The organism is Hymenobacter sp. CRA2 (assembly GCF_002007105.1).
Lineage (GTDB): Bacteria > Bacteroidota > Bacteroidia > Cytophagales > Hymenobacteraceae > Solirubrum.
In genome coordinates this window covers 595,832-621,354 of the sequence record NZ_MVBC01000001.1, presented here as the reverse complement: position 1 = coordinate 621,354, position 25,523 = coordinate 595,832, and the positions used below count along the sequence as shown (strand labels likewise).

The window sequence follows — 25,523 nt, the reverse complement described above, 5'->3', positions numbered from 1 at the left end:
TTGGCCTGTCTCCTCTGAGGCAGGACGGCTGGCTCGTGCCCTGCGCGACGCCCTGTCGCAGGCCAGTTGCTCCGCGACGTCCCGCCTGGTAGGCCACCCCTCTGCTTGAGCTACCGCCGCCAGGCAGGCCTGCTTCCCAGCCCCTGGCTGGGGAAAAGCTGGGTTATGTGTGCCCTGTGCCCAATGGCAACCGACGAATACCTCTCAACACCTTCTTAATCCCTTCTCTGATGAACCCAGTATCGGGCCTGCTCAGCAGGCACCCTTGGCCGACCCTTGCCGTTATGTTCCTGCTGGTAGCGGGCGGTACCCCACTGGCTGCCCAGGCGCAGCAGGCCATTGCCCTCACCGGCCGCGTGCAAAGCCCGACCGGCGCGCCGGTAGAGTTTGCTACCCTAACACTGCACCGGGCAGTGGATTCAACGGTGGTGAAAAGCGAGTTCAGCGACGCGCAAGGCGCTTTCCGCTTTGAGGTCGGGGCCGCGGGGCGCTACCTGGTGTCGGCGGCGCAAGTGGGTTACGAGCGTTACTGGTCGGCTCCGGTTGCCTTGCCGGCTGATGGGCTCGAACTGCCGCCGATTGCGTTGCGCCCCAGCGCCGCCACGTCCCTGCAAGAGGTGCGGGTAGTGGGCCGGAAGCCGCAGTTTGAGCGCCTGGCCGACCGCACGGTGGTGAACGTTGACGGTTCGCCGCTGGCCGCCGGCAACACCACGCTCGACGTGCTCAGCCGCGCCCCGGGCGTCACGGTGGCGGGCGACAATCTAGCCCTGCGCGGCAAGCAAGGGCTACTAGTCATCATCGACGGCAAACGCCAGCCCCTAACCGGGGCGGAGCTGGCCGACTACCTGCGGGCGCTGCCGGCCGAGCAGGTGCGCAGCATCGAGCTTATCACTAATCCACCCGCCAGCTACGACGCCCAAGGCGGCGCCGGCATCATCGCCATCAACCTCAAAAAAGACCAGCGCCAGGGCACCAACGGCTCGGCCAACGTGGCCTACGGGCGCGGTTACCACGGGCGCTTCACCACCGGCCTGTCGGTGAATTACCAGCGCAACAAGGTCAACCTCTTCGGCAGCTACGCCTATTCCGACCGCACCCGGCAGCTGCCCCTGACCGCGCACCGTGACTTTGCCCAAGGGGGGCAGCCCCTCGGCACCAGCGACCTAGACAGCCACAACCGACTGCGGGCCCAGGCGCATACCTGGCGGGCCGGGTTGGACTACACGCTCTCCAAGCGCACGGTGATAGGAGTTACGGCGAGCGGCCTGGCGCGCGAGGCCCACAACGCGGGGGCCAACGACACCCGCTTCTACGGGCCGGATGGGGGGCTGACGGGCGTAACCCGGGTTCAGTCGTTCCGCGACGTGACCACGCCCAACGCGGCTGCCAACCTCAACCTGCGGCACGTGCTGGCCAATTCCAGCGCCAGCGGCGAGGTATCGGGCGACGTAAGCTACGCCGATTACCGCACCACCCGCCACCAGGGCCTTACCACCGTACCGGAGGGCACGGCGCCGGCCCCCAGCACGTTACTCGGTCATCAAACTGGCCGGCTCATCATCCAGTCTGCCCAAGTAGACTACCGCCAGCCGCTGGCGCACGGGCGGCAGTTGGAGCTGGGCGTCAAAGCCAGCGCGGTGCGCGCCGACAACGACGCCGTGTTCACCCGCACGGCGGGCGGCCAGACCGCCGTGGACCCCACCTTGACCAACCGGTTCCTCTACGACGAAACCATTGGTGCGGCCTACGCCAGCGTGGCGCAGACCTGGCCCAAAACCAAACTGCAAGTTGGCCTGCGCGGCGAGCAAACCTGGGCCAGCGGCCGCCAGGACGTGGGCCACGAGGGCTTCGATCGCCGTTACTTCCAGCTGTTTCCCAGCGGCAGCCTCACCCGCACGCTGTCCGATAAGCACGAGCTGGCCGTGGCCCTAAGCCGGCGCATCGACCGGCCCGGCTACGGCGCGCTCAATCCCTTCCGCGTCTACGTCGACGCCACCACTTACAGCGCCGGCAACCCCGACCTGCGGCCTCAGACTAGCTACAATCTGGAACTCACCCACACCTTCCAGCAGCAATTCAGCACCAGCCTGAGCTACAGCACTACCCGCCACCCCCTCGTCGATGCGGTGCAGCCGGAGTCGGCCACCAGCCGCCTGATCGTGCAGCGCCCGGTGAACCTGACCACCCAGCAGTACTACGCCCTTACCCTGACGGCGCCCTGGGAGCCGCGTAAGGGCTGTAACCTCTACAACACCCTGGTGGCCTACTACAGCCGCTACGTGGGCGAGCTGGCCGGCACGACGCTCCACCAAGGGCGGCCCGCGTTCAGCCTGAGCACTGAGGGCACCGTGGCCCTGCCCAAGGACTGGCTGCTGGAGGCCAACGCCAGCTACAATTCCCGCGAGCAGTTGGGGTTCATCGACCACTGGGCCTACGGCCAGCTCAGCTTGGGCGCCCAGAAAAGCGTGTGGGCTGGCAAGGGCACCCTGAAGATAAGCGTCTCCGACGTGCTGTTCACCGACGTAACGCGCGGCCGGTCCACGTATGCCAATTACCAGGAGCGGTTTCGGGAGCGTTCTGATTCGCGGGCAGCCACTCTGTCGTTTGCTTACCGCTTCGGCAACGAGCAAGTAGCCCCGGCGCGCCGCCGCACGGATGGTGCCGCCGACGAAAAACGCCGAGCTGGGCAATAATATGGTGACTAGTTGCCCTGCTTAGAACCTATCCGACAAGTGCAGGCCGTCATGACCGCCTGTTTCAGCCTGTGCAACTTTCCCGAGAAGCTCTTGAGCAGTCATCAAAACTGCGTTTGTTTCAGAAAGCGCCGAGCAAAAAGCAAAAACCCACTCTGTGCAATACAGAGTGGGTTTTCTGTGGTGATGGACGGAATCGAACCGCCGACACAAGGATTTTCAGTCCTTTGCTCTACCAGCTGAGCTACATCACCAGTTGCCTTGGTGGCTGAATGGAGCGCAAAACTAGTAAGCGGAATTCATAATGCAAGAGTTTGAACAAAAAAAATCTTGCTGCGAAAACGCAATACTTTTGTGTGCGTAGCAAAAGTATTCGGCATGCCTACTATCTTGCCGTCCCACCATTCCCCTCCGACCGTGGTACAACAAATTCTCTTTCTGCTCGTCGCAGTCCTGGGCATAGGACTCTTCGTGTGGCAGGTGCGGAAAATTCGCGCCAACATTCTTCGGGGCAAGGACCGCGAAATGGGCGGCCCCATCAGTGAGCGAATCAACAAGACGCTGCTCGTCGCCTTCGGCCAGCAGAAGATGTTCAAGCGCATCACGCCGGCCTTGCTGCACCTCGTGGTGTACGTAGGCTTTATCGTTATCAACATCGAGGTGCTCGAAATCATGATTGACGGCATCTTCGGCACGCACCGGGTACTGAGCTTCCTCGGGCCGCTCTACAGCGCCCTGACGGGCACCAACGAAGTACTCGGGGCCTTGGTGGTGCTGGCCGTCATTGCCCTGTGGTGGCGCCGCAACGTGAAGAAGGTGCGTCGCTTCACGGGGGTGGAAATGCGCGCCTGGCCGCTCATGGACGCCAACACCATCCTCTACGTCGAGCTGATCCTGATGGCCGCGCTGTTCACCATGAACACCGCCGACCTCAAGCTGCACGGCGCTGAGCTGCCCGGCGCTTTCCCCATCAGTTCACTGCTCACCGGTATCTTCCCCGACAACCCCGCGACCCTGCACGTGCTGGAGCGCGTGGGCTGGTGGCTGCACATCCTGGGCATTCTGGCCTTCCTGAACTACTTGCCTTCGTCGAAGCACTTCCACATCATCATGGCCTTCCCGAACGTGTACTACTCGCGTTTGGTCCCCCAAGGCCAGTTTTCCAACGTCGACAGCATTACCCACGAGGTGAAGGCGATGATGGACCCGAGCTACCAGGTGCCCGCCCCGCCCGTGGACGCCGAGGGCAACCCGGTGGTGCAGCGCTTTGGCGCCAAGGACGCCGACGACCTCTCGTGGCTGAACCTGCTCAACGCCTATTCCTGCACCGAGTGCGGCCGCTGCACGTCGGTGTGCCCGGCCAACATCACCGGCAAGCTCCTGTCGCCGCGCAAAATCATCATGGACACGCGGGACCGGATCGAGGAGAAGTACGAGTCGCCGCTGATTTTCCAGCCCAACAAGTACGACCCTGAAACCGAGCGCGTGAAGGTGGACGAAGAAGGCACGCTGGTGCGCGGCAAGGTGACGCCCGAAGAGCTGTGGGCCTGCACCACTTGCAACGCCTGCGTGGAAGCCTGCCCGGTCAATATTAACCCGCTGGACAGCATCATCGAGATGCGCCGGTTCCTGGTGCTGGAAGAGTCGGCCGCGCCGAACTCGCTGAACGTGATGTTCAGCAACATCGAAAACAACGGCGCCCCCTGGGCCTTCTCGCCCTCCGACCGCTTCAACTGGGCCGACGAGCTGTACGTGGCTGAGAAGTAGTATAGAGACACGAGTATTGAGTAGTTAGAATTTGTTCTGCTGCCAGGCTCGTTCTCCTTCTCGCCCTAGTCTCAATACTCAATACTGACTACTCCCTACTAATCATATGGCTGAGCAAGTAGCCAAACGCCAAGTTAACGTCCCGCTGATGGCCGATTTCGCGGCCCGCGGGGAAACGCCCGAGGTGCTGTTCTGGGTCGGCTGCGCCGGCGCCTTCGACGACCGGTACAAGCGCGTGACCCGCGCCTTCGTGCGCATCCTGGAGCACGTGGGCGTGAAGTACGCCGTGCTGGGCATGGAAGAAACCTGTACCGGCGACCCGGCCAAGCGCGCCGGCAACGAGTTCCTGTTTCAGATGCAGGCCATGCAGAACATCACCACCTTCGACGGCTACGGCATCAAGAAGATCGTGACGGCCTGCCCGCACTGCTTCAACACCATCAAGAACGAGTACCCCGCGCTGGGCGGCAACTACGAGGTGATTCACCACAGCACCTTCCTGCAGCAGCTCATCAACGAGGGCCGCGTGAAGGTGCAGGGCGGCGAGTCGTTCAAGGGCCGCCGCATCACCTTCCACGACTCCTGCTACCTGGGCCGGGCCAACAACATCTACGAGGCCCCGCGCGAGGTGCTGGCTGCCCTCGACGCCGATCTGGTGGAAATGAAGCGCAGCAAAGCCAACGGGCTGTGCTGCGGCGCCGGCGGCGCGCAGATGTGGAAGGAGCCCGAGCCGGGCAAGAAGGACGTCAACATCGAGCGCACCGAGGAAGCCCTAGCTACGCTCGACGGCAACGCAGCGGCCATGGAAGGCATGCTGGGTGTGGAAAGCGGCAACGCCGGTGCCACCCCTTCGCCCAAGAACAACGCCAACGGCATTATCGCCGTGGGCTGCCCGTTCTGCATGACCATGATGAGCGACGGGGTGAAAAACAAGGAGCGCGAAAGCAGCGTGCAGGTGTTCGACCTGGCCGAGCTGATTGCCTCCGCTGAGGGCATCAACGCCTAGCTATTTCGCCAAGCTCAGGCTGCTTAACTTGAGGCCCGCGCCACCGGAACTTTTGTCCGGGGCGCGGGCCTTCTCATTGTAGGACGCGGCCGAGCTTACCGAGGCATATCGGCGCTGCTGCGGCCGCCTTTTCCGTTATTACCATGTTCGTCGCTTTTCACGAACTCCCCACTACCGCCCGGGTCTGGATTTACCAGGCCAGCCGCCCCCTCACCGACGCCGAGCTGATTGCCGTGCAGCCCGCTCTGCAGCAGTTCAGCGAAGCCTGGACCAGCCATGGCCGCACCCTGCGCGCCTCGGCCGAATTCCGCTACCGGCAGTTTCTCATTATCGGGCTCGACGAGGCTGTGGCCGACGCAAGCGGCTGCTCCATCGACGCTTCCGTGCGCTTCGTGCGCGAGCTGGAGGCCGCCCTCGGAATTGAACTTCTGGCCAAGGAGCAGCTGGCATTTCTCGACGCCGATGGGCAGGTACAATTGCTGCCGCGGCGTGCCTTGAAGCAGGCCGTGGCCACTGGCCAATTACGTCCCGATTCGCCCTATTTCGATAACACAGTGGCTCAGCGCGGGTTACTGGAGGCCGGCTGGCCGGCGCCGGCTGCAACGACGTGGCTGGCGCGTTATTTTACCGGCAGCTAGGAAAAAATCGGGGGTATCAGCGGAATACTATGTAAACTTAGTATTATTGCTAGCCTCAATTTGGCCCCTACAGGACCGTTTGGGCACCTCCACCCCCACCACCCCACCTTCTCTCTTTCTACCACCTTATGAAGAACCTCATCGTTGCTTGCGCAGCGGCTGGCTCGGTGGCCGTGCTTAGCGGTTGTGCCGCCTCGGGCGGCCTGACCAAGGCAGACAAGCGCTTCCAGCGTGGCGAGTACGAATCCGCCATTGAACTCTACAAGGCCGACGTGGCAAAAGGCAAGAACATTGCCATGTCCAACTACAAGATTGCGGAGGCCTACCGCGTGACGAACCGCCTGGAGCAGGCGGAGTCGTACTACAAAGCGGCACTGGACGGCGGGGTGAAGAACACGGATGCGCCTTTCTACTATGGCCTGGCCTTGAAGGCCAACGGGAAGTACGACGAGGCAGCGACCCAACTGGAGCAGTACGCCCAGAGCGGCACCAACCGCGCCCTGGTAGCCCGCGCCGAGCGTGAGGCCCAGAACGCGAAGGCGGTACCCGGCCTGCTTGCCATGCAAGCCAACAACGAGGTAACCCCACTGGACCAGATCAACACGGCTTCGTCTGACTTTGGCGCCACCATCAAGCCCGACACCAAGGAGCTCATCTTCGCTTCGGGCCGTGACGGGAAGAAATACCCGGGCAACGGGGAAGGCTTCAACCACCTCTACGCCATCAAGTTCGATGACGCGGATAAGATGGTGGGCGGTACCGTAATGCCGTACGAAACGGTAGCCATGAGCGGTGCTGCCGCCGCGGCACCGGCTGCCGGCGCCACGGGCACGGCTGCACCGGCCCCTGCTGCGGCTCCGGCCAAGGACTCGGGCAAGCCGCTGTTCAGCAAGCCGAACATGCACCAAGCCTCGGCGACGTTCTCGCCCGACGGCAAAATGATGGTATTTGCCCAGTCGAACGATGGTTCGAAGAAAGGCTACCTGAGTGTGGACCTGTTCGTGTCGTACTTCCGGGGCGGCACCTGGACCGAGCCTGAGCTCATCCGCGGCATCAACAACAGCAAAGCCGACGACTTTTCGCCGGTACTCTCGCCCGACGGCCAGACGCTGTACTTCGCCTCGTCGCGCCCCGGCGGACAGGGCGGCAACGACCTGTACAAGTCGACGCTGGGCGCTAACAACCGCTTCTCGACGCCGGAAAACCTGGGCGACCAGATTAACACCCCCGGCAACGAAAACTTCCCGGCCGTAGCGCCGGATGGCACGCTGTACTTCTCGTCGGACGGGCACCCGGGCTTTGGTAAGCTGGACCTGTTTCGCGTGGAGAAGACCGGCAAAGTGGCCAACCTCGGCGCGCCGATCAACAGCACCGGCGACGACTTTGCCCCGTACCTGACGGGCAAGGACGTGGGCGTGTTCTCCTCGAACCGCGCCGGTGGCAAAGGTTCGGACGACCTGTACATGTTCCGCAAGAAGCCGCTTAAGCTCGTGACCTTCTACGCCGAAGGCAAGGTGCTGGGCAAGGATGCCAAGACGGGCACCACTGAGCCGCTGGCTAACGAGACGGTAACCATCACCAGCGCCAACGGGCAGAAGCAGGACGTGCAAACCGGCGCCGATGGCTCGTTCAAAGTGAAGCTGGATACCGCTGCTACCTACTCCTTCGTGGCGGACCGCGGCGGCTACTTCACGGCACGCCAGAACGTGAGCACCGTAGGTAAGGTGCCGGCGCAGGATCAGCTGGCCAACGAGATGAACGACATCACCGTGCCGGTGACACTGACTCTCGACAAGATTGTGAAGAACAAGGCCATCGTGGTGGAAAACATCTTCTACGATTACAACAAGTGGGACATTCGCCCGGACGCAGCTACCGAGTTGGATAAGCTGGTGCAGACGCTGGTCGACAACCCGGACATCAGCATCGAGCTTAGCTCGCACACCGACTCGCGCGGTAAGGATGCCTTCAACCAGACCCTCTCGCAGAAGCGTGCGCAGTCGGCCGTAGACTACATCATTTCGAAGGGCATTCCGAAGGCGCGTATCACGGCTAAAGGCTACGGTGAAACCGCCCCGGTAATCAAGAGTGCGAAGACCGAAGAAGAACACCAGCGCAACCGTCGCACGGAGTTCAAAGTGACTAAAATCAACGCCGGCCAGTAAGCGACATACTGGCTTCAAGCCGAAAGCCCCTGCATCGTAATGATGCGGGGGCTTTTTGCGTGTCCAGGCTCAGTGGCTACCCGCAGCTTTGGCACAAAAGTTGGCTTTGCGGCTTGAGCTGCGGGCATTGGGCCGCGGCGCATTGCTCTTAACCGCCATGAACAAACTACTACTCCTGGGGCTGAGCCTGCTGCTGCTGGCGCAGGTAGCCTGGGCCATTCCTGCGGGCATGGCCGTACGCTCGGAGCGCGGCCTGCCCTTCCGCCTCCGGCTCGATGGGTACCGCATCGGTGGGCGCATGGGTATGACGCAGGTGCGCTTTCAGCGGCTGGCGCCCGGCCAGCACTGGGCCGAGTTTCAGGTGCCGGCCAATGGGGGCATGCTCAACTACCGCACCCGCGTGCAGCTGCTGGAAGGCCGCGAAAGCCGCTTTGTACTGGTGACGCGCCGCGGCTTTCCGCCGGTGCTGCAGCGCATAGACGAAGTACCGCTGCCGGGCTGGGCCGCTGGCCCCGGCGGCTGGCGCGGCCCCGGCCGAGCCGATGACTATGGCTATCAGCACCAGCCGACGCCGTTTGGCGGGGCCAGCACCTGGCCCGCGCCCGGCGCCCGCGACGACTGGTACGGCCGCGGCGACGATGACTACACCCAGACGCCCGGCAATGCGCCCGGTCAGTACAGTCAACCTGCACCTGCATCGAATGGCGGCTATGGCAACGGCCCCGCTACCAACGGCGGCTACCCCAACGGCAATTACCCAAATGCGGGTAGCTACGGCAACAACTACCGCCACCTGATGACGCCCCAGTAAACCGACCAGCTGATCCAGGCTGTGCGCGCCCGCTCCTTCGACGATCAGAAGGTGGTGCTGGCTAAGCAGGCCCTGGCCGAAACGGACATCAACAGCGAGGACCTGCGGCGGCTGCTCAGCGGCATTGACTTCGACCGGGGACGCTTGGAGTTGGCCAAGTTTGCGTACGCCCACGTTGCCGACCGCCACAACTTCTACCGCGTCTACGACGTGTTCACGTTTGATGCGAGCGTGCGGGAAATGCAGCAATACATCGAGCAGAACCGCGGCGCCTAGCGCGCAAGAGACCCAACCGGAAAAACAAAAGCCCCGACGCAGCTTACGTCGGGGCTTTTGCTTGTGGGGAGCGGAGTAGCCTAGCGCAGGCGGTCCATGGAGCGCACCAGCTTCTCGTCGCGGCGGATGAAGCGGTTGGCCAGCAGGTTCAGCAGCAGCGCCAGCGTGGGCAGGTAGAACCCCGCTTCAAAGTTGCCGGGCATCTTCACGTTGAGCATCTGCTCGCCCTGCGAGGAGTAGTAGAAGCACGCGCCGATGGTGGCCGAGATGAGCAGCAGGTTCAGCGAGCCGAGCATGAGTTGCGTCATGCGCTTACGGTACTGGAAGATTTCGGCCAGGGCTACCAGGGCCGCAATGGCGGCCAGCGCGGCAATGGCGTAGGTGCCGATGGGCGCCTGACCGGGAGCCGAGGAAGTCAGCTGCGTGGCCGTCAGCGTCAGGGTTTGGTTTGACTGCGGGTCGGTTTTCGTCCAAATCGGCAGAAACAGCACGCAAACCATGCAAATGGCCAGCAACAGGAGAAAAACGCTTTGAATTCTTTGTATCATCTTTGTTGTTGTGAGCGAATGACCAGCCCGTGGGGCTGGCAAAAGTAGCCAAAAGACTCCGCTAACCCGCATTTATCCAATGCCTGAAGCATACATCGTCGACGCGGTGCGTACACCCGTCGGCAAATTTGGCGGCGCCCTCAGCGCCGTGCGCCCCGACGACCTGACGGCCGTCGTGCTGCGCGAATTGCTCCGCCGCAACTCCGGCATCGACCCTAAAACCGTAGAAGACGTCATCATCGGGGCCGCCAACCAGGCCGGCGAAGACAACCGCAACGTGGCCCGCATGGCCGCCCTGCTCGCGGGCCTGCCCACCACGGTGGCGGGCGTGACGGTGAACCGCCTCTGCGCCTCCGGGCTGCAGAGCATCGTGGATGCCACCCGCGCCGTGCGCGCCGGGGAGGGCGACGTGTACCTGGCCGGCGGCGCCGAGAGCATGACCCGCGCCCCGTTCGTCATGGCCAAGTCGGATACGGCCTTCGGGCGCGACTTCACGGCCCACGACACCACGCTGGGCTGGCGCTTCGTCAACCCCAAGTTGAGCAAGCTGCACCACCCGTACAGCATGGGCGAAACGGCGGAGAACATAGCCAAGAAGTACGGCATCACCCGCGAAGAGCAGGACCAATGGGCCTTCGACTCGCAGCGCAAGTACCAGCGCGCCTTCGAGCGGGGCCGCTTCCGCCGCGAAATCGTGCCGGTGTTCGTGGCCCAGCCCAAGACCGAGGCCGTGATGTTCGACACCGACGAGCACCCGCGCGCCACCAGCTTGGAAAAGCTCGGGACGCTGAAGCCGGCTTTCATCCCGAATGGGAGCGTGACGGCCGGTAACTCGGCGGGCATCAACGACGGGGCTGCCGCTACCATCGTGGTGAGCGAAGACATGGTGAAGCGCCTGAACCTGAAGCCGCTGGCCCGCGTCGTGTCGTCGGCCGTGGCGGGTGTCGACCCGGCCCTGATGGGCATCGGTCCGGTGCCGGCTACCCACAAGGCGCTGCAGCGTGCAGGCCTGACTCTGAACGACATCGACCTGATTGAGCTGAACGAAGCCTTTGCTGCGCAGGTCATTGCCTGCTGCCGCGACCTGGACCTCGACCCGAGCAAAATCAACGTCAACGGTGGCTCCATTGCCATCGGTCACCCGCTGGGGGCTTCCGGGGCGCGCATCACGGCCACGCTGCTGCACGAGATGCAGCGCCGCGAGGGCGTGCGCTACGGCCTGGCCACGATGTGCGTCGGGGTAGGGCAGGGGGCTGCGGTCATCTTCGAGAAGCTGTAATGGCCGCGGCGCCGACCTCCGACCCGCGGCGGCCCACGCTGCCGCTTCCGGTGGCCGGCGCCCGCCTGCGCCCTTTTCAGCCGACCGATGCGCCGGCCCTGGCGCGGCCCGCCGACGACCGGGACATCTGGCGGAACCTGCGCGACCGGTTTCCGCACCCCTATACCCTGGCCGACGCCGAGTGGTACGTGGGTTTCGTGCACGCGGAAGGCGCCGCCGACCTGCATCTGTGCATCGAAGTCGACGGCGAGGCAGTCGGCAGCATCAGCGTGCTGTTCAAGGACGATATCAGCCGCCGCGAAGCCGAAATCGGCTACTGGCTGGGCCGCGCCTACTGGGGCCGCGGCATCGTCTCGGCGGCGGTGCAGGCGCTATCAGCCTACGCCCTGGCGCACTTTGACGTATGCCGGCTCTACGCCTCGGTGTTCGAGTACAACCCGACTTCGGCGCGGGTGCTGGAAAAGGCTGGCTACGCGCTGGAAGGGCGCTTGCGCAAGAGCATCACCAAGGACGGGCAAACCGTGGATGGGCTGCTGTACGCGTTGGTAGCAGAGTGAAGAAGAATGAGTGTAAGGAAGGGCTGCTTAACGTTGCCCCGCAAAGGCCGAAAATATGCCTGCCTTAAATTCAGCTTCTTTCCTTCTTCCTTTATCATTCTTCCCTAAGCAGAGCGTTGCGTTATTTCCTCGAACTCGCCTACGACGGCACCGCTTACCGGGGCTGGCAGATTCAGCCCAACATGCCAACCGTGCAGCAGGAGCTGGACCGCCGCCTCACGCAGATTCTGCGGCAGCCGGTGTACGTGCTCGGCAGCGGCCGCACCGATTCGGGCGTGCACGCCAGCCACCAGGTAGCGCATTTCGATGCCGAGCTGCCCGCCGGGCTCGATACCACGCAGCTGCTGTACCGCCTGAACCGCGCCCTACCCGCCGATATCGGCGCCTATGCCCTTACGCCGGTGCAGCCCGACGCCCACGCCCGCTTTGGGGCCGTAGCGCGCAGCTATGAGTACCACGTGACGCTGCGCCGCGACCCGTTTCGCCGCGACCAGGCCCTGTGGCTCGATAAGGCTCCGGATGTAGCCGCCATGAACGAAGCCGCGCAGTACCTCGTGGGACAGCGCGACTTTACCAGCTTTTCCAAGGTGAAAGGGGCCGAGACGCACTACGTGTGCTGGGTGCACGAAGCCGGCTGGCACCCCACGCCGCACGGGCTGATGTTCCGCATCCGGGCCAACCGATTCGTGCGCGGCATGGTGCGCCTCATCGTGGGCACCCTGCTCGATGTGGGCCGCGGCCGCCTCACGCCCGCGCAGTTTGCCGAAGTGCTGCACCGCCAGCAGCGCATTGCGGCCAGCGGCGCGGCGGCGGCGCACGGGCTGTTTCTGAGTCGGGTGGAGTATCCGCCAGAAACCTTGCTGCCGGGCCACGAGCCGGTAGAGAAGCCGTTTTTCGTGACGGATGCCGAACTGCAGCCGTTCTACTGGAAGCAGTGAGTTCGTTGCTGATCAACGATACTTCAAGCTGTAGTCTTGGTGAGAAAGAATAACTCCCGCTCAATATTGTGCTTCATTTTTGATACGCTTCTGCGCATCGAGATGTAAGGCATAACACCGATGATGGCAATGTGTAGCAGTAAAGCCGCCAGCAGCATGGGTTGCGAGGTAACGGCGTAGATGAGCATGAACAGGTAGAGGAGAGCGAGCAGACTATAGGCCATGCGGTACAGGAGGTGGAATCCGTCCAGCTCAAGTTCGACCGCGCAGCCTGTATCGGCTGGCAGTAGTGTACCTCTGATAGTTACTGCGCTCAAGCCGGGATTGGAAAAGCTGGCTTTGCGACGGATGGTGAAATAATCTGGGCCAACGTCGCCGGTAAATTCTTTACCAGAGGACCGAAGGGCATGCACCGCTGAGAATAATGGACTGGAGTAGCCTTGCTCTGTAACTGCTGCCAGCCGAGCAACGAATAGCTCTTTTTCAATTGGCAGGTGCAAGGTCGTATCCTGCACAATCTTCAGTCTGCGCAATAGAATATCGAACTCCATGATATAAGGGAGGCATGAGCGAGTAGAACAACAAAGTTAAGTAGCCAGTCCTTTGCGCGCCGCGGATTCTTGCCCCGCCGTAACTTGCGCGCCGTTTGGTCGGTTAAGCCCATACGCATTCCTCACTGACCTAATCCGCTGCCCGTGGAGCCCGCTGCTACTGCTACATCCGCCAAAGCTGGCAATATTTTCGACTGGCAGGTGCTACGGCGCCTGATGGTTTACATCAACCCTTACCGTGGCGTGTTTGCGCTGCTTATCGTGCTGACGGTGGCTACGGCTGCCCTCGGCACGGTGCGCCCCTTCCTGATTCAGCAGATGGTGGACGTGCAAATCACCAACGGCGACTGGCCGGGGCTGAACCGCATGTTTGCCCTGCTGCTGGGCCTGCTGGTGGCCCACACCGGCGTGAGCTATCTGCAGACGTACTACGGCGGCTGGCTGGGCCAGTACATTGTGCGCGACATCCGCGTGGACCTCTACCGCCACATCCTGAACCTGCGGCTGCAGTTCTTCGACCGCACGCCCATCGGGGTGCTGGTGACGCGCAACATCTCCGACGTGGAAACCCTCTCGGACGTGTTCAGCGAAGGGCTGGCGGCCATGATTGGCGACATTCTGCAGCTGGTGTTCATCATGGCCTTCATGTTCTACATCGACTGGCGGCTGACGCTGGTGAGCCTCTCGGTGATTCCGCCGCTGCTCTTCAGCACCTACGTGTTCAAGGAGAAGGTCAAGAAGTCGTTTCAGGAAGTGCGCACGGCCGTGGCCAACCTCAACGCCTTCGTGCAGGAACACCTGACGGGCATGGGCATCGTGCAGATCTTCAACAACGAGCAGCGGGAGTTTCGCAAGTTTGAGAAGCTCAACCAGGAGCACACCCGCGCCAACATCCGCTCGGTGCTCTACTACAGCATCTACTTCCCGGTAGCCGAGGTACTGGGCGCCGTGGGCGTGGGCCTGTTGGTGTGGTACGCCTCGCACGGGCAGATCGAAGGCACGATTTCCAAGGGCGCGCTCATCGCCTTTATCATGTACAACTCGCTGTTCTTCCGGCCCATCCGGCAGATTGCGGACCGCTTCAACACCCTGCAGCTGGGCCTGGTGAGCACCGAGCGCCTGCTCAAGCTGCTCGACAGCAAGGACTTTATCCCCGACGAGGGCACCCGGCAGCCGACCACGCTGCGCGGCGCGGTAGATTTCCGCCACGTGTGGTTTGCTTACAATGAGCCGGAGTGGGTGCTCAAGGACATCAACTTCGAAGTGAAGCCGGGCCAGACGGTGGCTTTCGTGGGGGCTACCGGCGCGGGCAAAACGAGCATCATCAACCTGCTGAGCCGCTTCTACGACATTCAGCAGGGCGAAATCTGCGTCGACGGGCACAACCTGCGCGAGTACGACCTGAAGGCGTTGCGCCGCCACATCGGCGTGGTGCTGCAGGACGTGTTCCTCTTCAACGGCACCATCCAGGACAACATCACCCTGGGCAACACGGACATCACCGAAGCCCAGATCTGGCACGCGGCGCAGCTCGTGGGAGCCGATAAGTTCATTGAGCGGCTACCCGGCGGGCTGCAGTACAAGGTGATGGAACGCGGGTCCACGCTGTCGGTGGGGCAGCGCCAGCTCATCAGCTTCGTGCGCGCCCTCGTCTACGATCCGCGCATCATCATTCTGGACGAAGCTACCTCGTCGGTGGATTCCGAAACCGAGGAAATGATTCAGCAGGCCATCGAGAAGCTCATGCAGGGGCGCACCTCGCTCGTCATTGCCCACCGCTTGAGCACCATCCAGAAAGCCGACCGCATCATCGTGCTCGACCGCGGCGAAATCAAGGAAAGCGGCCAGCACGAGGAGCTGCTGCGCCTCGGCGGCTACTACGCCCAATTGTACCAAATGCAATACGTGACGGAATAAGCAGCGGCGCCTCGCAGCCGGCTCACCCTCAACCTCATTCCCTCACCACTCTCAAACTCAGAATGTCTCGTTGGTTCTTAACCATTGGCGGCACCTTGCTGCTGATTTTCGCGGGGGCGTACGCCTGGATGGGCGGCTTCCGCACGCCGCAACTTGAGCTGGTTACCACCCAGCAACCCATTTTCGTCGCGGGCCGCTACTACAAGGGTATCCCCGACAAGGAGTTCGGTAAGCTGTTTGCCGAAGCCAACGAGCTGTACCGCAAGGGCACCATCAAGGGCGTGCTCGGCAACATCTACTACAACGACGCTGACACGGAAGGCGAAGAAATTGAGGCCTTTATCGGCGTGGTGGTGCCCGATACCACGCGCCAGCAGCTGCCAATCGGCTACCGCTACCGCGCCTTTGCCGCCGGGCAGCGCGTGCTGCGGGCCCGCGTGAAGGCCAACTTCATGCTGGCTCCGGGCCTGCTGCACCCGGCCCTGAAAAAGGAAGCCGAGGCCCGCAAACTGAAGCTGCGCAACGTATTCGTGGAGCAGTTTCCGGAAGACGCCCCGGCCGAAATGCTCGTCACCGTAGCCCCCTAACGCAAGAGCGCCGCCCCCGGTCAGGGGGCGGCGCTCTTGCGTTAGGCAATGTGCCTTACTTACGGCCGACGTACCACGACAGGCCCAGACGCAAATCCTGCAGCTTCACGCCGGCCTCGAACGAGCTGAGGGTGCTTTTGTACGGCGTGTCCTTAGCCTCAATTTTGAGGTGCTGGTAGTTCAGGCCCTGCAGGCTCAGCTCCAGGCCCAGGCTCGGGACCGGAAAGAAGGTGAAGCCCGGCGCCAGGTAACCATACATGCCATTGGCTTCGGTGCGAATAGGGTCCGACGGACCGGGAGGATAAGGGTTGCTGATGGGGTCTTCGCTGCTGCGCTTCGCGTAGCCGGCGCTTAGCTCGCCGTAAAAGGCGGCCTGTGTGCCCAGGAAATAATAGTATCGCGCCGCTGGCCCAATGGTCAAGGCGTTGATCTTGCTCACGGCCTCGCCGACTTTGCGGTACGTGTAGTTGCCGTTAATAACAGAAACGGCGTATTGCGGCGACGTCTGACGCTGGCCTTCGTAGCCGCCGCGCACCCCGATGAGCAGGTTGTCGGTCACGAAATAACCGGCCAGGGGCATAATCACTGCCTGGCTGACCTTGTTGACTTCCGCCTGCTGGCTGTTGCCCGGCACGATGGTGCTTTCCTGCTTGGTCTGGGAATAGCTGGCTTGCCCGCTGAGCAGCCAAGTACCCGCCCCAACCTGTGCCTGGGCTGCCGTAGCCGCCCCAAGCAGGGCCGCCGAAAGAAGAACGTGTTTCATAAATACGCTCGGATGATTTGGAAGAGGATAAAGACGGTCAAACTTACAGCAGTCCGGCCCTAAGGACCTAGCACCAGCTTGCCCAAGGCGCTTTTTAGTGCCGGATGGCAAAGGATGCCGCCCGGTAACCAGCTGACCATCATAGAGGAGAAGCGCGCTGCCAAGTCGGAAAAAGTTGCGTATCAATTCTTTGCTGCCTTTCTTTAGCCCGCTGCCCCCTGGCAGTTCCCGCTATGCGCCTGTTCGCCACCACAACCGCCACAACTACAACGACTACCCGCAACGGGTGGGACGGCGGCGCGCGCACGGAGGTCTGACAACCTTGCCTTGCATCTTTCAGCCAACGCCTTCCCCAGCCCGGGAAGGCGTTTTTGTTTTCGAGCCCTATGAAAGTCCTCAAATTCGGCGGCACCTCCGTCGGCTCCGCGGCGAGTATCCGTACCCTGCTGGATATCGTGGCCGACGAACTAGCCCGCGGCGAGCGGCCCGTGACGGTTCTCTCGGCCATGAGCGGCGTGACCAACCTGCTGCTGGCCGCGGCTCAGGCCGCCGCGCAGGGCCAGCCCAACGACCGGCACCTCGCCGAGCTGGAAGTACGTCACTTCGAGGTGGTGAAAGCTCTGCTGGAAGTGCCGCGCCAAAACCCGGTCCTCACCCGGTTGAAGCTGTTTTTCAACGAGCTGGAGGACCTGCTGCATGGCATCCGCAGCCTGCGCGAGCTGACGGCCCAGACGCTGGACCTGGTGCTGAGCTACGGCGAGCGGTGCTCCACCTTCATGGTCAGCAGCATTGCCGCCTCGCGCTTTCCGCAGGCCTGTTTTGTGGATGCCTCGGAGCTGATTCGCACCGACGCGCACTTCGGGCAGGCGCGGGTGGAAACGCCGCTGACCGAGCAGCTCATCCGCGGCTTCTGCCAGGAGCACCCGGACCGCCTGCTGTTCGTCACCGGCTTCATCGCCCGCAACGAGCAGGGCCGCGTGACCACCCTGGGCCGCGGCGGCTCCGATTACACGGCCGCCATCTTCGGGGCCGCGCTGAATGCCACCGAAATTCAGATCTGGACCGACGTCAACGGCATGATGACGGCCGATCCGCGTATGGTCAGCAAGGCGTTTTCGTTGCCCGAGCTGAGCTACACCGAGGCCATGGAGCTGTCCTACTTCGGGGCCAAGGTGATTTACCCGCCGACCATGATTCCGGCGTTTCTCAAGCGCATTCCTATCGTTATCCTGAACACCTTTGACCGCAGCTTTGCCGGTACCACCATCCGCCACGACTGCCAGGCTTCGCCGCTGGCCATCAAGGGCATATCCTCCATCAACGATATCAGCGTCATCAACGTGGAAGGCTCCGGCATGGTGGGCAAAGCAGGCTTCAGCGGCCGGCTGTTTTCGCTGTTGGCCCGGGAGCAAATCAACGTTATCCTCATCACGCAGGCTTCGTCGGAGCACAGCATCACCTTTGCCGTGGCCCCACACGATGCCCGGCGGGCGCAGGAGCTGATCGGGCAGGAGTTTGAGCTGGAACTGCAGGCGCGCAAGCTGGAGTTGCCACGCATCGAGCCCGGGTTGGCGGTGCTGGCCATCGTGGGCGAAAATATGAAGCAGACGCCGGGTATTGCCGGCAAGTTATTTCAGGCGCTGGGGCGCAACGGCGTGAACGTGCGGGCCATTGCGCAGGGCTCCTCGGAGTACAATATTTCCGTCATCATCGGGCAGGCCGACCTGGCCAAAGCGCTGAACGCGGTGCACGACGCCTTCTTCGTGGAGCTGACCAAGACGCTGCACGTATTCTGCCTCGGCACCGGCAACATCGGTAGCACGCTGTTGCGGCAGCTGCACGCGCACCGCGAGTTTCTGCGTGAGCAGAACGGCGTGCAGATCAATGTGGTGGGCATCAGTAACCGCCGCCGCATGCTCATCGACCCGAGCGGCATCGGCCTCGACGCGTGGGAGCATGCCTTGCAGAACGGCGCGTCGGAGCCCGCCGACCTGGCCGGCTTCATCGGGCGCATGAAGGCCTTGAACCTGCCCAACTGCGTGCTGGTGGACAATACCGCTAGTCCCGAGCCGGCCGAGTTCTACGCCGAGGCGCTGGCGGCCAGCATCTCGGTGGTGACGTGCAATAAAATAGCCAACTCCGCCTCCTACGCGCAGTACCGTGACCTGCACGACGCGGCCCGGCAGCACGGCGTGGATTTCTACTACGAAACCAACGTGGGCGCCGGCCTGCCCATCATCCGCACGCTCAAGGACCTGCGCACCTCGGGCGACCGGGTCGAGCGGATTGAAGCCATCCTGTCCGGCACGATTTCGTTTATCTTCAATCACTTTCGCGGTGCGGCGGCCTTCCACGATATCGTGCGCGAAGCCCAGCAAAAGGGGTACACCGAGCCCGACCCGCGCGACGACCTGAACGGGCGGGACTTCATGCGCAAGATGCTCATTCTGGCCCGCGACGCCGGCCACGCCCTGGAGCCCGACGACGTTATCATCGAGCCCATGCTGCCAGCCAGCTGCCTATCCGCGCCTACGGTGGAGGCGTTCTACCAGGCGCTAGAAGCCCAGGCCGACTACTTTAACCGCCTGAAAGCACAGGCCGAGCAAGCCGGCAAAGTGCTGCGCTACATCGGCCGGCTCAAAGACGGGCAGGTGCGGATCGGGCTGGACATGGTCGATGCCAGCCACCCGTTCTACCAACTTTCCGGCGCCGACAACATCATTTCCTTCACCACCGAACGCTACAAGGAGCGCCCCCTGGTGGTGAAAGGCCCCGGCGCCGGCGCCGAAGTCACGGCCGCCGGCGTCTTTGCCGACCTGATCAACGTTGGTACCCGCTAGCCTAGCCCGCGTGGCTCAACGATGTAAAGACGTAGGAACCTTAGCCGTATCCCCCACCTCATAGCCGCATTCCCAGCTGAATTCACCGTATTTATGTTCGATTCCATCCGCGTATTTGCCCCCGCTACCGTCGCCAACGTGGTCTGCGGCTTCGATATCCTGGGTTTTGCCGTCGATGCCCCCGGCGACGAAGTGCTGATGACCCGCACCGATACGCCGGGTGTACGCATCCGCCGCATCACCGGCGACAACGGCCGCCTGCCCCTCGACGCGGCCCACAACACCGTCAGTGCCAGCGTGCAACAGCTCCTGCGGCACCTCGGCCGCGAAGACGTTGGTCTTGACATCGAATTGCACAAGCAGATGCCCATTGGCAGCGGGCTGGGCTCCAGCGCGGCCAGCACCGTAGCGGGCCTCGTGGCAGCCAATGCGCTGCTCGGCCAGCCGCTCACGCCGCTGCAGCTGCTGCCCTTCGCCATGCTGGGGGAGGAGTTGGCCTGCGGCACCGGCCATGCCGACAACGTAGCGCCGGCGCTGCTGGGCGGCTTCGTGCTCATCCGCAGCTACGAGCCGCTCGACGTGGTGCGGCTCCCGTTTCCGCCGGAGCTGTACTGCGCCATCGTCTTTCCCGATGTGGAAGTGCCTACCCGCGACGCCCGCCAGCTGATTCGCCGCACCGTGCTGCTGAAAGACGCCGTGACGCAGTGGGGCAACGTGGCGGGTTTGGTCAGCGGCCTGTTCCTGAACGATACCGCCCTGATCGGCCGCAGCATGCAGGACGTGCTGGTGGAGCCCGCCCGCGCCATTCTGATTCCGGATTTCTACCGCCTACGCGAGCTGGCCATGGCTGCCGGGGCTATTGGCTTCGGCATTTCGGGGTCGGGGCCGTCGGTTTTCGCCTTCGCCCACGATGCCGCCACTGCCCATGCCATTACCGAGCGGCTGCAGCAGCACCTCACCTCCTTGCAGGTCGGCAGCCAGGCCTACGTGTCGCCTATCAACGCCCAAGGGCCCAAAGTGCTCCGCCATGAACTTGTATAGCACCAACAACCGGGCGCTGCGCGTGCCGTTCCGGAAGGCCTTGTTTCAGAGCCTGCCCGCCGACCAGGGCCTGTACATGCCCGTCGATGTTCCACGCTTGCCGGCTGAGTTCTGGGCCCGGCTGCCCACTTTAACCTTACCGCAGATTGCCTTCGAAGTAGCCCACGCGCTGCTGCAGGATGCGCTACCCGCCGAGCAGCTCCGGCGCATCGTCGACGATGCCGTAAGCTTCCCGGCGCCCGTAGTCCCGCTCAGCACCAATACCTACGTGCTGGAGCTGTTTCACGGCCCCTCCCTGGCGTTCAAGGACTTCGGCGCCCGGTTTATGAGCCGGCTGATGGGTTACTACCTCGCGCAGGAAGGCGGCCGTCCGCTCGACGTGCTGGTGGCTACTTCCGGCGACACCGGCGGCGCCGTAGCCTTAGGCTTTCTGGGCGTGCCGAACGTGCGCGTGACCATCCTGTACCCTAAAGGCAAGGTCAGCCCCATCCAGCAGCAGCAGCTGACTACCAACGGCCAGAACATTCGCGCCCTCGAAATCGACGGGACCTTCGACGACTGCCAGGCCCTGGTAAAGCAGGCCTTTGCCGACGAGGAGCTGAACCAGCGTTTCCGGCTGACCTCGGCCAATTCCATCAACATTGCCCGGCTGATTCCGCAGGCGTTTTACTACGTGGGGGCCTACGCCCAGCTGCAACGCCTGGGCCACAGGGAAGTAGTTTTTTCCGTGCCCAGCGGCAACTTCGGCAACCTGAGCGCGGGCTTGCTGGCCTGGAAGATGGGCCTGCCGGTGTGCCAGTTTCTGGCCGCTACCAACGCCAACGACACCGTGCCCACCTTTTTGCGCACCGGCCAGTACCAGCCCAGGCCGTCCGTAGCCACCATTGCCAACGCCATGGACGTGGGCAACCCCAGCAACTGGGCCCGCATTGCCGACCTGTTCCGCGACGATGCCGCCAGACTCAGCGCCCTGGTCACCGGCTATAGCTACTCCGATGACGAAACCCGCGCGGCTATGCAGGCAGCATTCGATGCCCACGGTTACGTGCTGTGCCCGCACACGGCCATTGCCTGGCGGGCTTGGCAGCAGTGGCGGCAGGCGCACCCCCACGAGTCAGCCCCGGGCGTATTCCTGGCCACGGCGCACCCGTGCAAGTTCCCGGAAGTGTTGGCGCCCGGTGTGGCCGCGCAGGTGGAGGTACCACGGCAAGTACAGATGCTTAGCCACCGGGACCAATACCTGGTTGATTTATCAAATGACTATCCGGGCTTTAAGTCCTGGCTGCTAGTCAGTGCCACCGCATAGCCTATTCTGCCCAAAGAAGGCGGCCCGGTGCTTTGGTAGCAAACCGGGCCGATCCTCAAGGATTAGTGACCAAGGTACAGTGAGGCGCCCAGCTGCAATTGGCTAAGGCCAAAAGCGGCTGAGGTGAACTGACTTTTGGTTTTCGTAGTAATTGAGCCCGGAGAATCCGATGAGGATTTGCCGTTCGAAAAACCGGTTACCAACGTGCCTGCGGTAAGTTCAATTCCTACCCGGCTGCTGGGAAAAAATACAAACCCGGGTGTGAGCTGGGCCATGCCGCCGCGGCCCGTGGAAGTAATGTGGTAAGTATTAGAGCTTGACGTTACGGCTGACGCATCACCCCAGGAATAACTTACGGTAGCTTGGCCAAACAAGCCCATCTTATCGGTGAGCATGAAGTAGTAGCGAGCAAACGGACCAACCGCTCTGTTATGGCTGCGGGTTTCCCAGCTATGAATAATGCTTGAGTCAAAGCTATCCGGCTGCTCATTGGTTTGCCGCAGGAAATGATAGCTCCCTGACAGGCCCAGCACCAAGTGTTCCGCAACGAAATAGCCCGCCCCAACGCCAAACTGAAACTGCCTGTCAAGTGCTTCGGATTGCGTCGTGCCCGGCGTTTGGACGGTGCGGCCGTTGCTGTTGTAGCCGATATTGCCCGTAAGTAGGGTTTTGCCAGCGAGGCTTTGCGCTTGCGTCGTCACCGGGGCGACGGAAGTCAAGAATAAAGAGAACAGTAGTTTTTTCATGTGAAATGGAGGATAGAAAGCGAGTCAACGCAGAATAGGCTTTGGCTAATACACAGCGACGAGAGTGTGTTTAGCGGGTAGGTAGAATTATTTGATAATGAATGGGTAAAACGAAAAAAGCCCGCCGAACTGCTGTTCGGCGGGCTTTCGTCGGAGTGGCAGGATTCGAACCTGCGACCTCCAGCACCCCATGCTGGCGCGATACCAGGCTACGCTACACCCCGAGCGTGGCGCCTTTCGGGAAAGGCGCCGGTACATTGTCCTCGCAACAGCCTCCTGGTATTGGCTATTGCTTCTTGGTAGTCGGGGTGGCAGGATTCGAACCTACGGCCTCTACGTCCCGAACGTAGCGCGCTACCGGGCTGCGCTACACCCCGTTTTCAGACAATGTGGGTGCAAATGTACATGCTAGCTATACACATGTGCAACCCCTAAGGCAGGATTTTTTTCTGCGCTCTGGCTTTTTCATGATGGGCACGAAATTTGAAACGGTTGTGTTTAGCCAGCGGCTAAACACGTTGACAGCTGATAGCCACCTGTCAACGCCAGAAAAAGCCCTATCTTTGGGGCTGAAACGCCGTCGTCTCTCCGCCTATGAAAGCGTTTGTTTACTCAATTTTATTTGCTGCTCTGCCCACCGTGGGCATGGCCCAAAACTCCCCTGCGACCAAGCCCGCACTGATTACTTCGGATTCAGTGCAGCGCAAAGTCGATGGGCCTAGCATCACCTTCAACGTGGAGGCCAACCCCGTAAATCACACGCTGCGGGTGCGAACCAACGCCAAAGGCCCGATGCAGCTGGAGGTGAACGACTCCGATGGCCGGGCTGTGCTTACGAAATCCATGCTGGCCAACGGCGCAGCGATGTCGGTGCCGCTGGGCAACCTGCCGGGTGGCAGCTACGTGGTGCGCTGCGTGGTGGCCGACAAAACCTTCATGCGCCGTCTGACGCTGAATCAATAGCCGCGCTACGTCCTTGCTTCAAAGCCTTTCGGCCCCATCGGGCTGAAGGGCTTTTTTGTTGTGCTTCCGGCTTCTGACGTCAGCTAGCTGCCCAGCGCATGGAAGATGCGTTTCTGCATCATCGACGAGGGTAAGGAAATAGCTAATAGGCTTTGTAGCGGCAGTTCCTCGCTACGCCCAGCAGACAATGGACGGCGGAATCAGCAGAAAAACAGAAGGAGGAAGGACGAACGGGCCACTCACCTGCTCATCCTTCCTCTTGGCTTAATTAAGCTTAATGTATTAAGCCTCTTCGCTTTGCAGCTGTCGTTCGTAAAGCGCCCGATACAAGCCCTCTGGCTCGGCCATCAGTTCCTCGTGGGTGCCGTGCTGCACGATGCGGCCATCGTCGAGCACCAGGATATGGTCGGCTAGCTTTACCGACGACACGCGGTGCGAAATGATCAGGCTGGTGCGGTTCTCCATGATGCGCTGCAGGCTGGCCAGGATGGCGTTTTCCGTCTTGGTATCGACAGCCGACAGCGAGTCGTCCAGGATGAGGATACTGGGCTCCTTCACCAAGGCCCGCGCGATGCTCACGCGCTGCTTCTGCCCGCCCGAGAGGGTGATGCCCCGTTCGCCGACCTTGGTTTCGAAGCCCTCCGGAAAGCGGATGATGTTTTCGTACACGTCGGCGTCCTTGGCGGCCTGCTCAATCTGCGCATCCGTGAAGTGGTCGAGGCCGAAGGCGATGTTGTGCCGGATGGTATCGGAGAAGAGGAACACATCTTGGGGCACGTAGCCGACCTGGCTGCGCAAGGAGGTCAGGGTGTAGTCGCGCACGTCCACGCCATCCACCAGGATGCGGCCCTCCGTCACGTCGTAGAGGCGGCAGAGCAGGTTGGCCACGGTGGTTTTGCCCGAGCCGGTATTGCCGATGACGGCCAGCGTGTGCCCCGGCTGAATGCGGAACGACACGTCCTGCAGGGCCCGAATGCCGGTGTCGGGGTACACGAACGACACGCTTTCGAACACGATGTCACCCTGAATCGGTCGTTCCACGTGCTGGCGCGAAACGATGTCGGTCTGCTGGTTCAGGAACTCATTGATGCGGGCCTGCGAGGCCTCTGCGCGCTGCACCAAAGACGACGTCCAGCCCAGCGCCGTCACCGGCCAGGTGAGCAGATTCACGTAAATCAGAAATTCGGCAATGGTGCCCGTGGTGATAGTGCCGCGGATAACTTCCTGCCCGCCAACCCAAACGGTAACGACCGTGCTGATGCCCGATAGAAACAGGATGAGTGGGAAGAACAGCGAGTTGACGAAGTTCAGGCTCAATGACTTGCCGCGGTACTCGTCGGAGGCGACGGTGAAGTTGCGGTGGGAATCCTCCTCGCGCACAAACGACTTAATCACCCGCACACCTGAAAAGGCTTCCTGCACGAAGGTGGTCATGCCGGCCAGGGCCTTCTGAATCTCGTCGGACTTCTTCTCAATCAGCCCGTTGACGTAGAAGATGCTCACGCTCAGAATGGGCAGCGGTAGCAGGGTGAGCAGAGTCAGCTTCACGTTCACCACCAGCATCAGGGGCACGATGAGCAGGAACAGGATGACCAGCTGCAGGAAGTACATGATGGCCGGCCCGATATACATGCGTACCCGGCCCACGTCCTCGGAGATGCGCGACATCAGGTCGCCGGTGCTGTGGCGGCGGTAGAAGCTCAGCGGCAGGGACTGGTAGTGCTGGTAAATCTCGTTCTTCTGGTCGTTCTCGATGTGGCGGCTCATCACAATGAGCGTCTGGCGCATGAAGAACAGGAACACGCCGCGCAGCAAAGCCAGCAGGATGATAAGCGAGCCGTACAGAATGATGTTGCGCCCGAACAAGCCGTAAATCTGCTGCTGGGCGTTGGTGCCGGCGAAGAGGTGGTACAGGTCGATGCCTTCCTGCACCAGATCGAAGGCGTAGCGCACCACCTGGGCCGGAAAAATGGCCAACAGCGTGCTCAGGGCCACGAAGAGCACCCCGCCAAGGAAGTGCCATTTGTAGCGAATCAGGTATTTATCGGTAGCGCGGAGGGCTTTCACGGGCGGGGGAGAAGGGGCCTGAACGGAGCCGTTTTGGGAGCGTTGCCGGTGGGCGTAGTCCGAA

The 25,523-nt window shown here is 62.1% G+C and carries 21 protein-coding genes and 3 tRNA genes; 16 read left to right on the top strand and 8 right to left on the bottom strand.

The window, feature by feature from the left end; all coding sequences use genetic code 11:
• The first annotated feature begins 284 nt into the window (after positions 1-284).
• Positions 285-2,693 carry a TonB-dependent receptor gene (locus B0919_RS02465; RefSeq protein ID WP_078010603.1) on the top strand — a complete coding sequence of 803 codons (2,409 nt, stop codon included), beginning with the start codon at positions 285-287 and terminating at the stop codon, positions 2,691-2,693.
• 181 nt (positions 2,694-2,874) lie between these two features.
• On the opposite strand, the gene B0919_RS02460 is transcribed toward B0919_RS02465, so the two are convergent.
• Positions 2,875-2,947 (bottom strand) — tRNA-Phe (locus tag B0919_RS02460).
• A 124-nt stretch (positions 2,948-3,071) separates the two neighbouring features.
• Here B0919_RS02460 and B0919_RS02455 point away from each other — a divergent pair.
• The 6 genes from B0919_RS02455 (at position 3,072) to B0919_RS02430 (ending at position 9,356) form a co-directional block, all read left to right on the top strand.
• On the top strand, positions 3,072-4,460 hold the full coding sequence (locus B0919_RS02455) for a 4Fe-4S dicluster domain-containing protein (RefSeq protein ID WP_078010602.1): 1,389 nt from the start codon (positions 3,072-3,074) through the stop codon (positions 4,458-4,460).
• 148 nt (positions 4,461-4,608) lie between these two features.
• Positions 4,609-5,466 (top strand): (Fe-S)-binding protein, encoded by an 858-nt coding sequence (locus B0919_RS02450; RefSeq protein WP_078010881.1) that lies wholly within the window; start codon positions 4,609-4,611, stop codon positions 5,464-5,466.
• Positions 5,467-5,609: 143 nt separating this feature from the next.
• On the top strand, positions 5,610-6,104 hold the full coding sequence (locus tag B0919_RS02445) for a hypothetical protein (protein ID WP_078010601.1): 495 nt from the start codon (positions 5,610-5,612) through the stop codon (positions 6,102-6,104).
• Positions 6,105-6,232: 128 nt separating this feature from the next.
• Positions 6,233-8,269 (top strand): OmpA family protein, encoded by a 2,037-nt coding sequence (locus tag B0919_RS02440; RefSeq protein WP_139361852.1) that lies wholly within the window; start codon positions 6,233-6,235, stop codon positions 8,267-8,269.
• A gap of 157 nt (positions 8,270-8,426) precedes the next feature.
• Complete coding sequence (locus B0919_RS02435) at positions 8,427-9,080, top strand: hypothetical protein (RefSeq protein ID WP_078010600.1); 654 nt, start codon at positions 8,427-8,429, stop codon at positions 9,078-9,080.
• Between the two features lie 9 nt (positions 9,081-9,089).
• Positions 9,090-9,356, top strand: coding sequence for a DUF4476 domain-containing protein (locus B0919_RS02430; protein ID WP_078010599.1), 267 nt, complete (start codon positions 9,090-9,092; stop codon positions 9,354-9,356).
• A gap of 80 nt (positions 9,357-9,436) precedes the next feature.
• Here B0919_RS02430 and B0919_RS02425 read toward each other — a convergent pair whose 3' ends face one another.
• Positions 9,437-9,904: a DUF4293 domain-containing protein gene (locus B0919_RS02425; RefSeq protein WP_078010598.1), complete on the bottom strand. Its 468-nt coding sequence runs from the start codon at positions 9,902-9,904 to the stop codon at positions 9,437-9,439.
• A 79-nt stretch (positions 9,905-9,983) separates the two neighbouring features.
• On the opposite strand from B0919_RS02425, the gene B0919_RS02420 reads away from it, so the two are divergent.
• The 3 genes from B0919_RS02420 to truA all read left to right on the top strand — a co-directional run bounded on the left by B0919_RS02420 (position 9,984) and on the right by truA (position 12,678).
• Complete coding sequence (locus B0919_RS02420) at positions 9,984-11,183, top strand: thiolase family protein (RefSeq protein ID WP_078010597.1); 1,200 nt, start codon at positions 9,984-9,986, stop codon at positions 11,181-11,183.
• Positions 11,183-11,740, top strand: a complete 558-nt coding sequence (locus B0919_RS02415) for a GNAT family N-acetyltransferase (RefSeq protein ID WP_078010596.1) — start codon at positions 11,183-11,185, stop codon at positions 11,738-11,740. The genes B0919_RS02420 and B0919_RS02415 overlap by 1 nt, the downstream gene beginning before the upstream one ends.
• A 116-nt stretch (positions 11,741-11,856) precedes the next feature.
• Complete coding sequence (gene truA / locus B0919_RS02410; protein WP_078010595.1) at positions 11,857-12,678, top strand: tRNA pseudouridine(38-40) synthase TruA; 822 nt, start codon at positions 11,857-11,859, stop codon at positions 12,676-12,678.
• 23 nt (positions 12,679-12,701) lie between these two features.
• On the opposite strand, the gene B0919_RS02405 is transcribed toward truA, so the two are convergent.
• Entirely contained in the window at positions 12,702-13,229 is a 528-nt protein-coding gene (locus B0919_RS02405) for a hypothetical protein (RefSeq protein ID WP_078010594.1), read from the bottom strand.
• 216 nt (positions 13,230-13,445) lie between these two features.
• Here B0919_RS02405 and B0919_RS02400 point away from each other — a divergent pair, with 216 nt between their 5' ends.
• Positions 13,446-15,146: an ABC transporter ATP-binding protein gene (locus B0919_RS02400; RefSeq protein ID WP_078010879.1), complete on the top strand. Its 1,701-nt coding sequence runs from the start codon at positions 13,446-13,448 to the stop codon at positions 15,144-15,146.
• 62 nt (positions 15,147-15,208) lie between these two features.
• The gene (locus tag B0919_RS02395) at positions 15,209-15,733 is read left to right on the top strand and encodes a hypothetical protein (protein ID WP_139361851.1); all 525 of its coding nucleotides are present in this window, start codon (positions 15,209-15,211) and stop codon (positions 15,731-15,733) included.
• Between the two features lie 55 nt (positions 15,734-15,788).
• Here B0919_RS02395 and B0919_RS02390 read toward each other — a convergent pair whose 3' ends face one another.
• Positions 15,789-16,496: an outer membrane beta-barrel protein gene (locus B0919_RS02390; protein ID WP_078010592.1), complete on the bottom strand. Its 708-nt coding sequence runs from the start codon at positions 16,494-16,496 to the stop codon at positions 15,789-15,791.
• Between the two features lie 386 nt (positions 16,497-16,882).
• On the opposite strand from B0919_RS02390, the gene thrA reads away from it, so the two are divergent.
• From thrA to thrC, 3 genes are all read left to right on the top strand, one after another.
• Positions 16,883-19,336, top strand: coding sequence for a bifunctional aspartate kinase/homoserine dehydrogenase I (thrA, locus tag B0919_RS02385; protein WP_078010591.1), 2,454 nt, complete (start codon positions 16,883-16,885; stop codon positions 19,334-19,336).
• Between the two features lie 93 nt (positions 19,337-19,429).
• Positions 19,430-20,377, top strand: a complete 948-nt coding sequence (locus tag B0919_RS02380; RefSeq protein ID WP_078010590.1) for a homoserine kinase — start codon at positions 19,430-19,432, stop codon at positions 20,375-20,377.
• Entirely contained in the window at positions 20,364-21,683 is a 1,320-nt protein-coding gene (gene thrC, locus B0919_RS02375; protein WP_078010589.1) for a threonine synthase, read from the top strand. The genes B0919_RS02380 and thrC overlap by 14 nt, the downstream gene beginning before the upstream one ends.
• Positions 21,684-21,745: 62 nt before the next feature.
• Here the strand turns inward: thrC and B0919_RS02370 are convergent, their stop codons facing one another.
• The 3 genes from B0919_RS02370 to B0919_RS02360 form a co-directional block, all read right to left on the bottom strand.
• On the bottom strand, positions 21,746-22,429 hold the full coding sequence (locus B0919_RS02370) for an outer membrane beta-barrel protein (protein ID WP_078010588.1): 684 nt from the start codon (positions 22,427-22,429) through the stop codon (positions 21,746-21,748).
• 150 nt (positions 22,430-22,579) lie between these two features.
• Positions 22,580-22,653, bottom strand: a tRNA-Pro gene (locus B0919_RS02365).
• Positions 22,654-22,732: 79 nt separating this feature from the next.
• Positions 22,733-22,806 (bottom strand) — tRNA-Pro (locus B0919_RS02360).
• Between the two features lie 217 nt (positions 22,807-23,023).
• Between B0919_RS02360 and B0919_RS02355 the strand changes: the two genes are divergently transcribed.
• The gene (locus tag B0919_RS02355; RefSeq protein ID WP_139361850.1) at positions 23,024-23,392 is read left to right on the top strand and encodes a T9SS type A sorting domain-containing protein; all 369 of its coding nucleotides are present in this window, start codon (positions 23,024-23,026) and stop codon (positions 23,390-23,392) included.
• A gap of 282 nt (positions 23,393-23,674) precedes the next feature.
• On the opposite strand, the gene B0919_RS02350 is transcribed toward B0919_RS02355, so the two are convergent.
• On the bottom strand, positions 23,675-25,459 hold the full coding sequence (locus B0919_RS02350) for an ABC transporter ATP-binding protein (protein ID WP_078010586.1): 1,785 nt from the start codon (positions 25,457-25,459) through the stop codon (positions 23,675-23,677).
• Positions 25,460-25,523 lie beyond the last annotated feature (64 nt).

Coding starts and splice junctions, on each gene's coding strand:
- B0919_RS02465 (WP_078010603.1), top strand. CDS start 285: ATGTTCCTGCTGGTAGCGGGCGGTACCCCACTGGCTGCCCAGGCGCAG.
- B0919_RS02455 (WP_078010602.1), top strand. CDS start 3,072: ATGCCTACTATCTTGCCGTCCCACCATTCCCCTCCGACCGTGGTACAA.
- B0919_RS02450 (WP_078010881.1), top strand. CDS start 4,609: ATGGCCGATTTCGCGGCCCGCGGGGAAACGCCCGAGGTGCTGTTCTGG.
- B0919_RS02445 (WP_078010601.1), top strand. CDS start 5,610: ATGTTCGTCGCTTTTCACGAACTCCCCACTACCGCCCGGGTCTGGATT.
- B0919_RS02440 (WP_139361852.1), top strand. CDS start 6,233: ATGAAGAACCTCATCGTTGCTTGCGCAGCGGCTGGCTCGGTGGCCGTG.
- B0919_RS02435 (WP_078010600.1), top strand. CDS start 8,427: ATGAACAAACTACTACTCCTGGGGCTGAGCCTGCTGCTGCTGGCGCAG.
- B0919_RS02425 (WP_078010598.1), bottom strand. CDS start 9,904: ATGATACAAAGAATTCAAAGCGTTTTTCTCCTGTTGCTGGCCATTTGC.
- B0919_RS02420 (WP_078010597.1), top strand. CDS start 9,984: ATGCCTGAAGCATACATCGTCGACGCGGTGCGTACACCCGTCGGCAAA.
- B0919_RS02415 (WP_078010596.1), top strand. CDS start 11,183: ATGGCCGCGGCGCCGACCTCCGACCCGCGGCGGCCCACGCTGCCGCTT.
- B0919_RS02405 (WP_078010594.1), bottom strand. CDS start 13,229: ATGGAGTTCGATATTCTATTGCGCAGACTGAAGATTGTGCAGGATACG.
- B0919_RS02400 (WP_078010879.1), top strand. CDS start 13,446: ATGGTTTACATCAACCCTTACCGTGGCGTGTTTGCGCTGCTTATCGTG.
- B0919_RS02395 (WP_139361851.1), top strand. CDS start 15,209: ATGTCTCGTTGGTTCTTAACCATTGGCGGCACCTTGCTGCTGATTTTC.
- B0919_RS02390 (WP_078010592.1), bottom strand. CDS start 16,496: ATGAAACACGTTCTTCTTTCGGCGGCCCTGCTTGGGGCGGCTACGGCA.
- thrA (WP_078010591.1), top strand. CDS start 16,883: ATGAAAGTCCTCAAATTCGGCGGCACCTCCGTCGGCTCCGCGGCGAGT.
- B0919_RS02380 (WP_078010590.1), top strand. CDS start 19,430: ATGTTCGATTCCATCCGCGTATTTGCCCCCGCTACCGTCGCCAACGTG.
- thrC (WP_078010589.1), top strand. CDS start 20,364: ATGAACTTGTATAGCACCAACAACCGGGCGCTGCGCGTGCCGTTCCGG.
- B0919_RS02370 (WP_078010588.1), bottom strand. CDS start 22,429: ATGAAAAAACTACTGTTCTCTTTATTCTTGACTTCCGTCGCCCCGGTG.
- B0919_RS02355 (WP_139361850.1), top strand. CDS start 23,024: ATGAAAGCGTTTGTTTACTCAATTTTATTTGCTGCTCTGCCCACCGTG.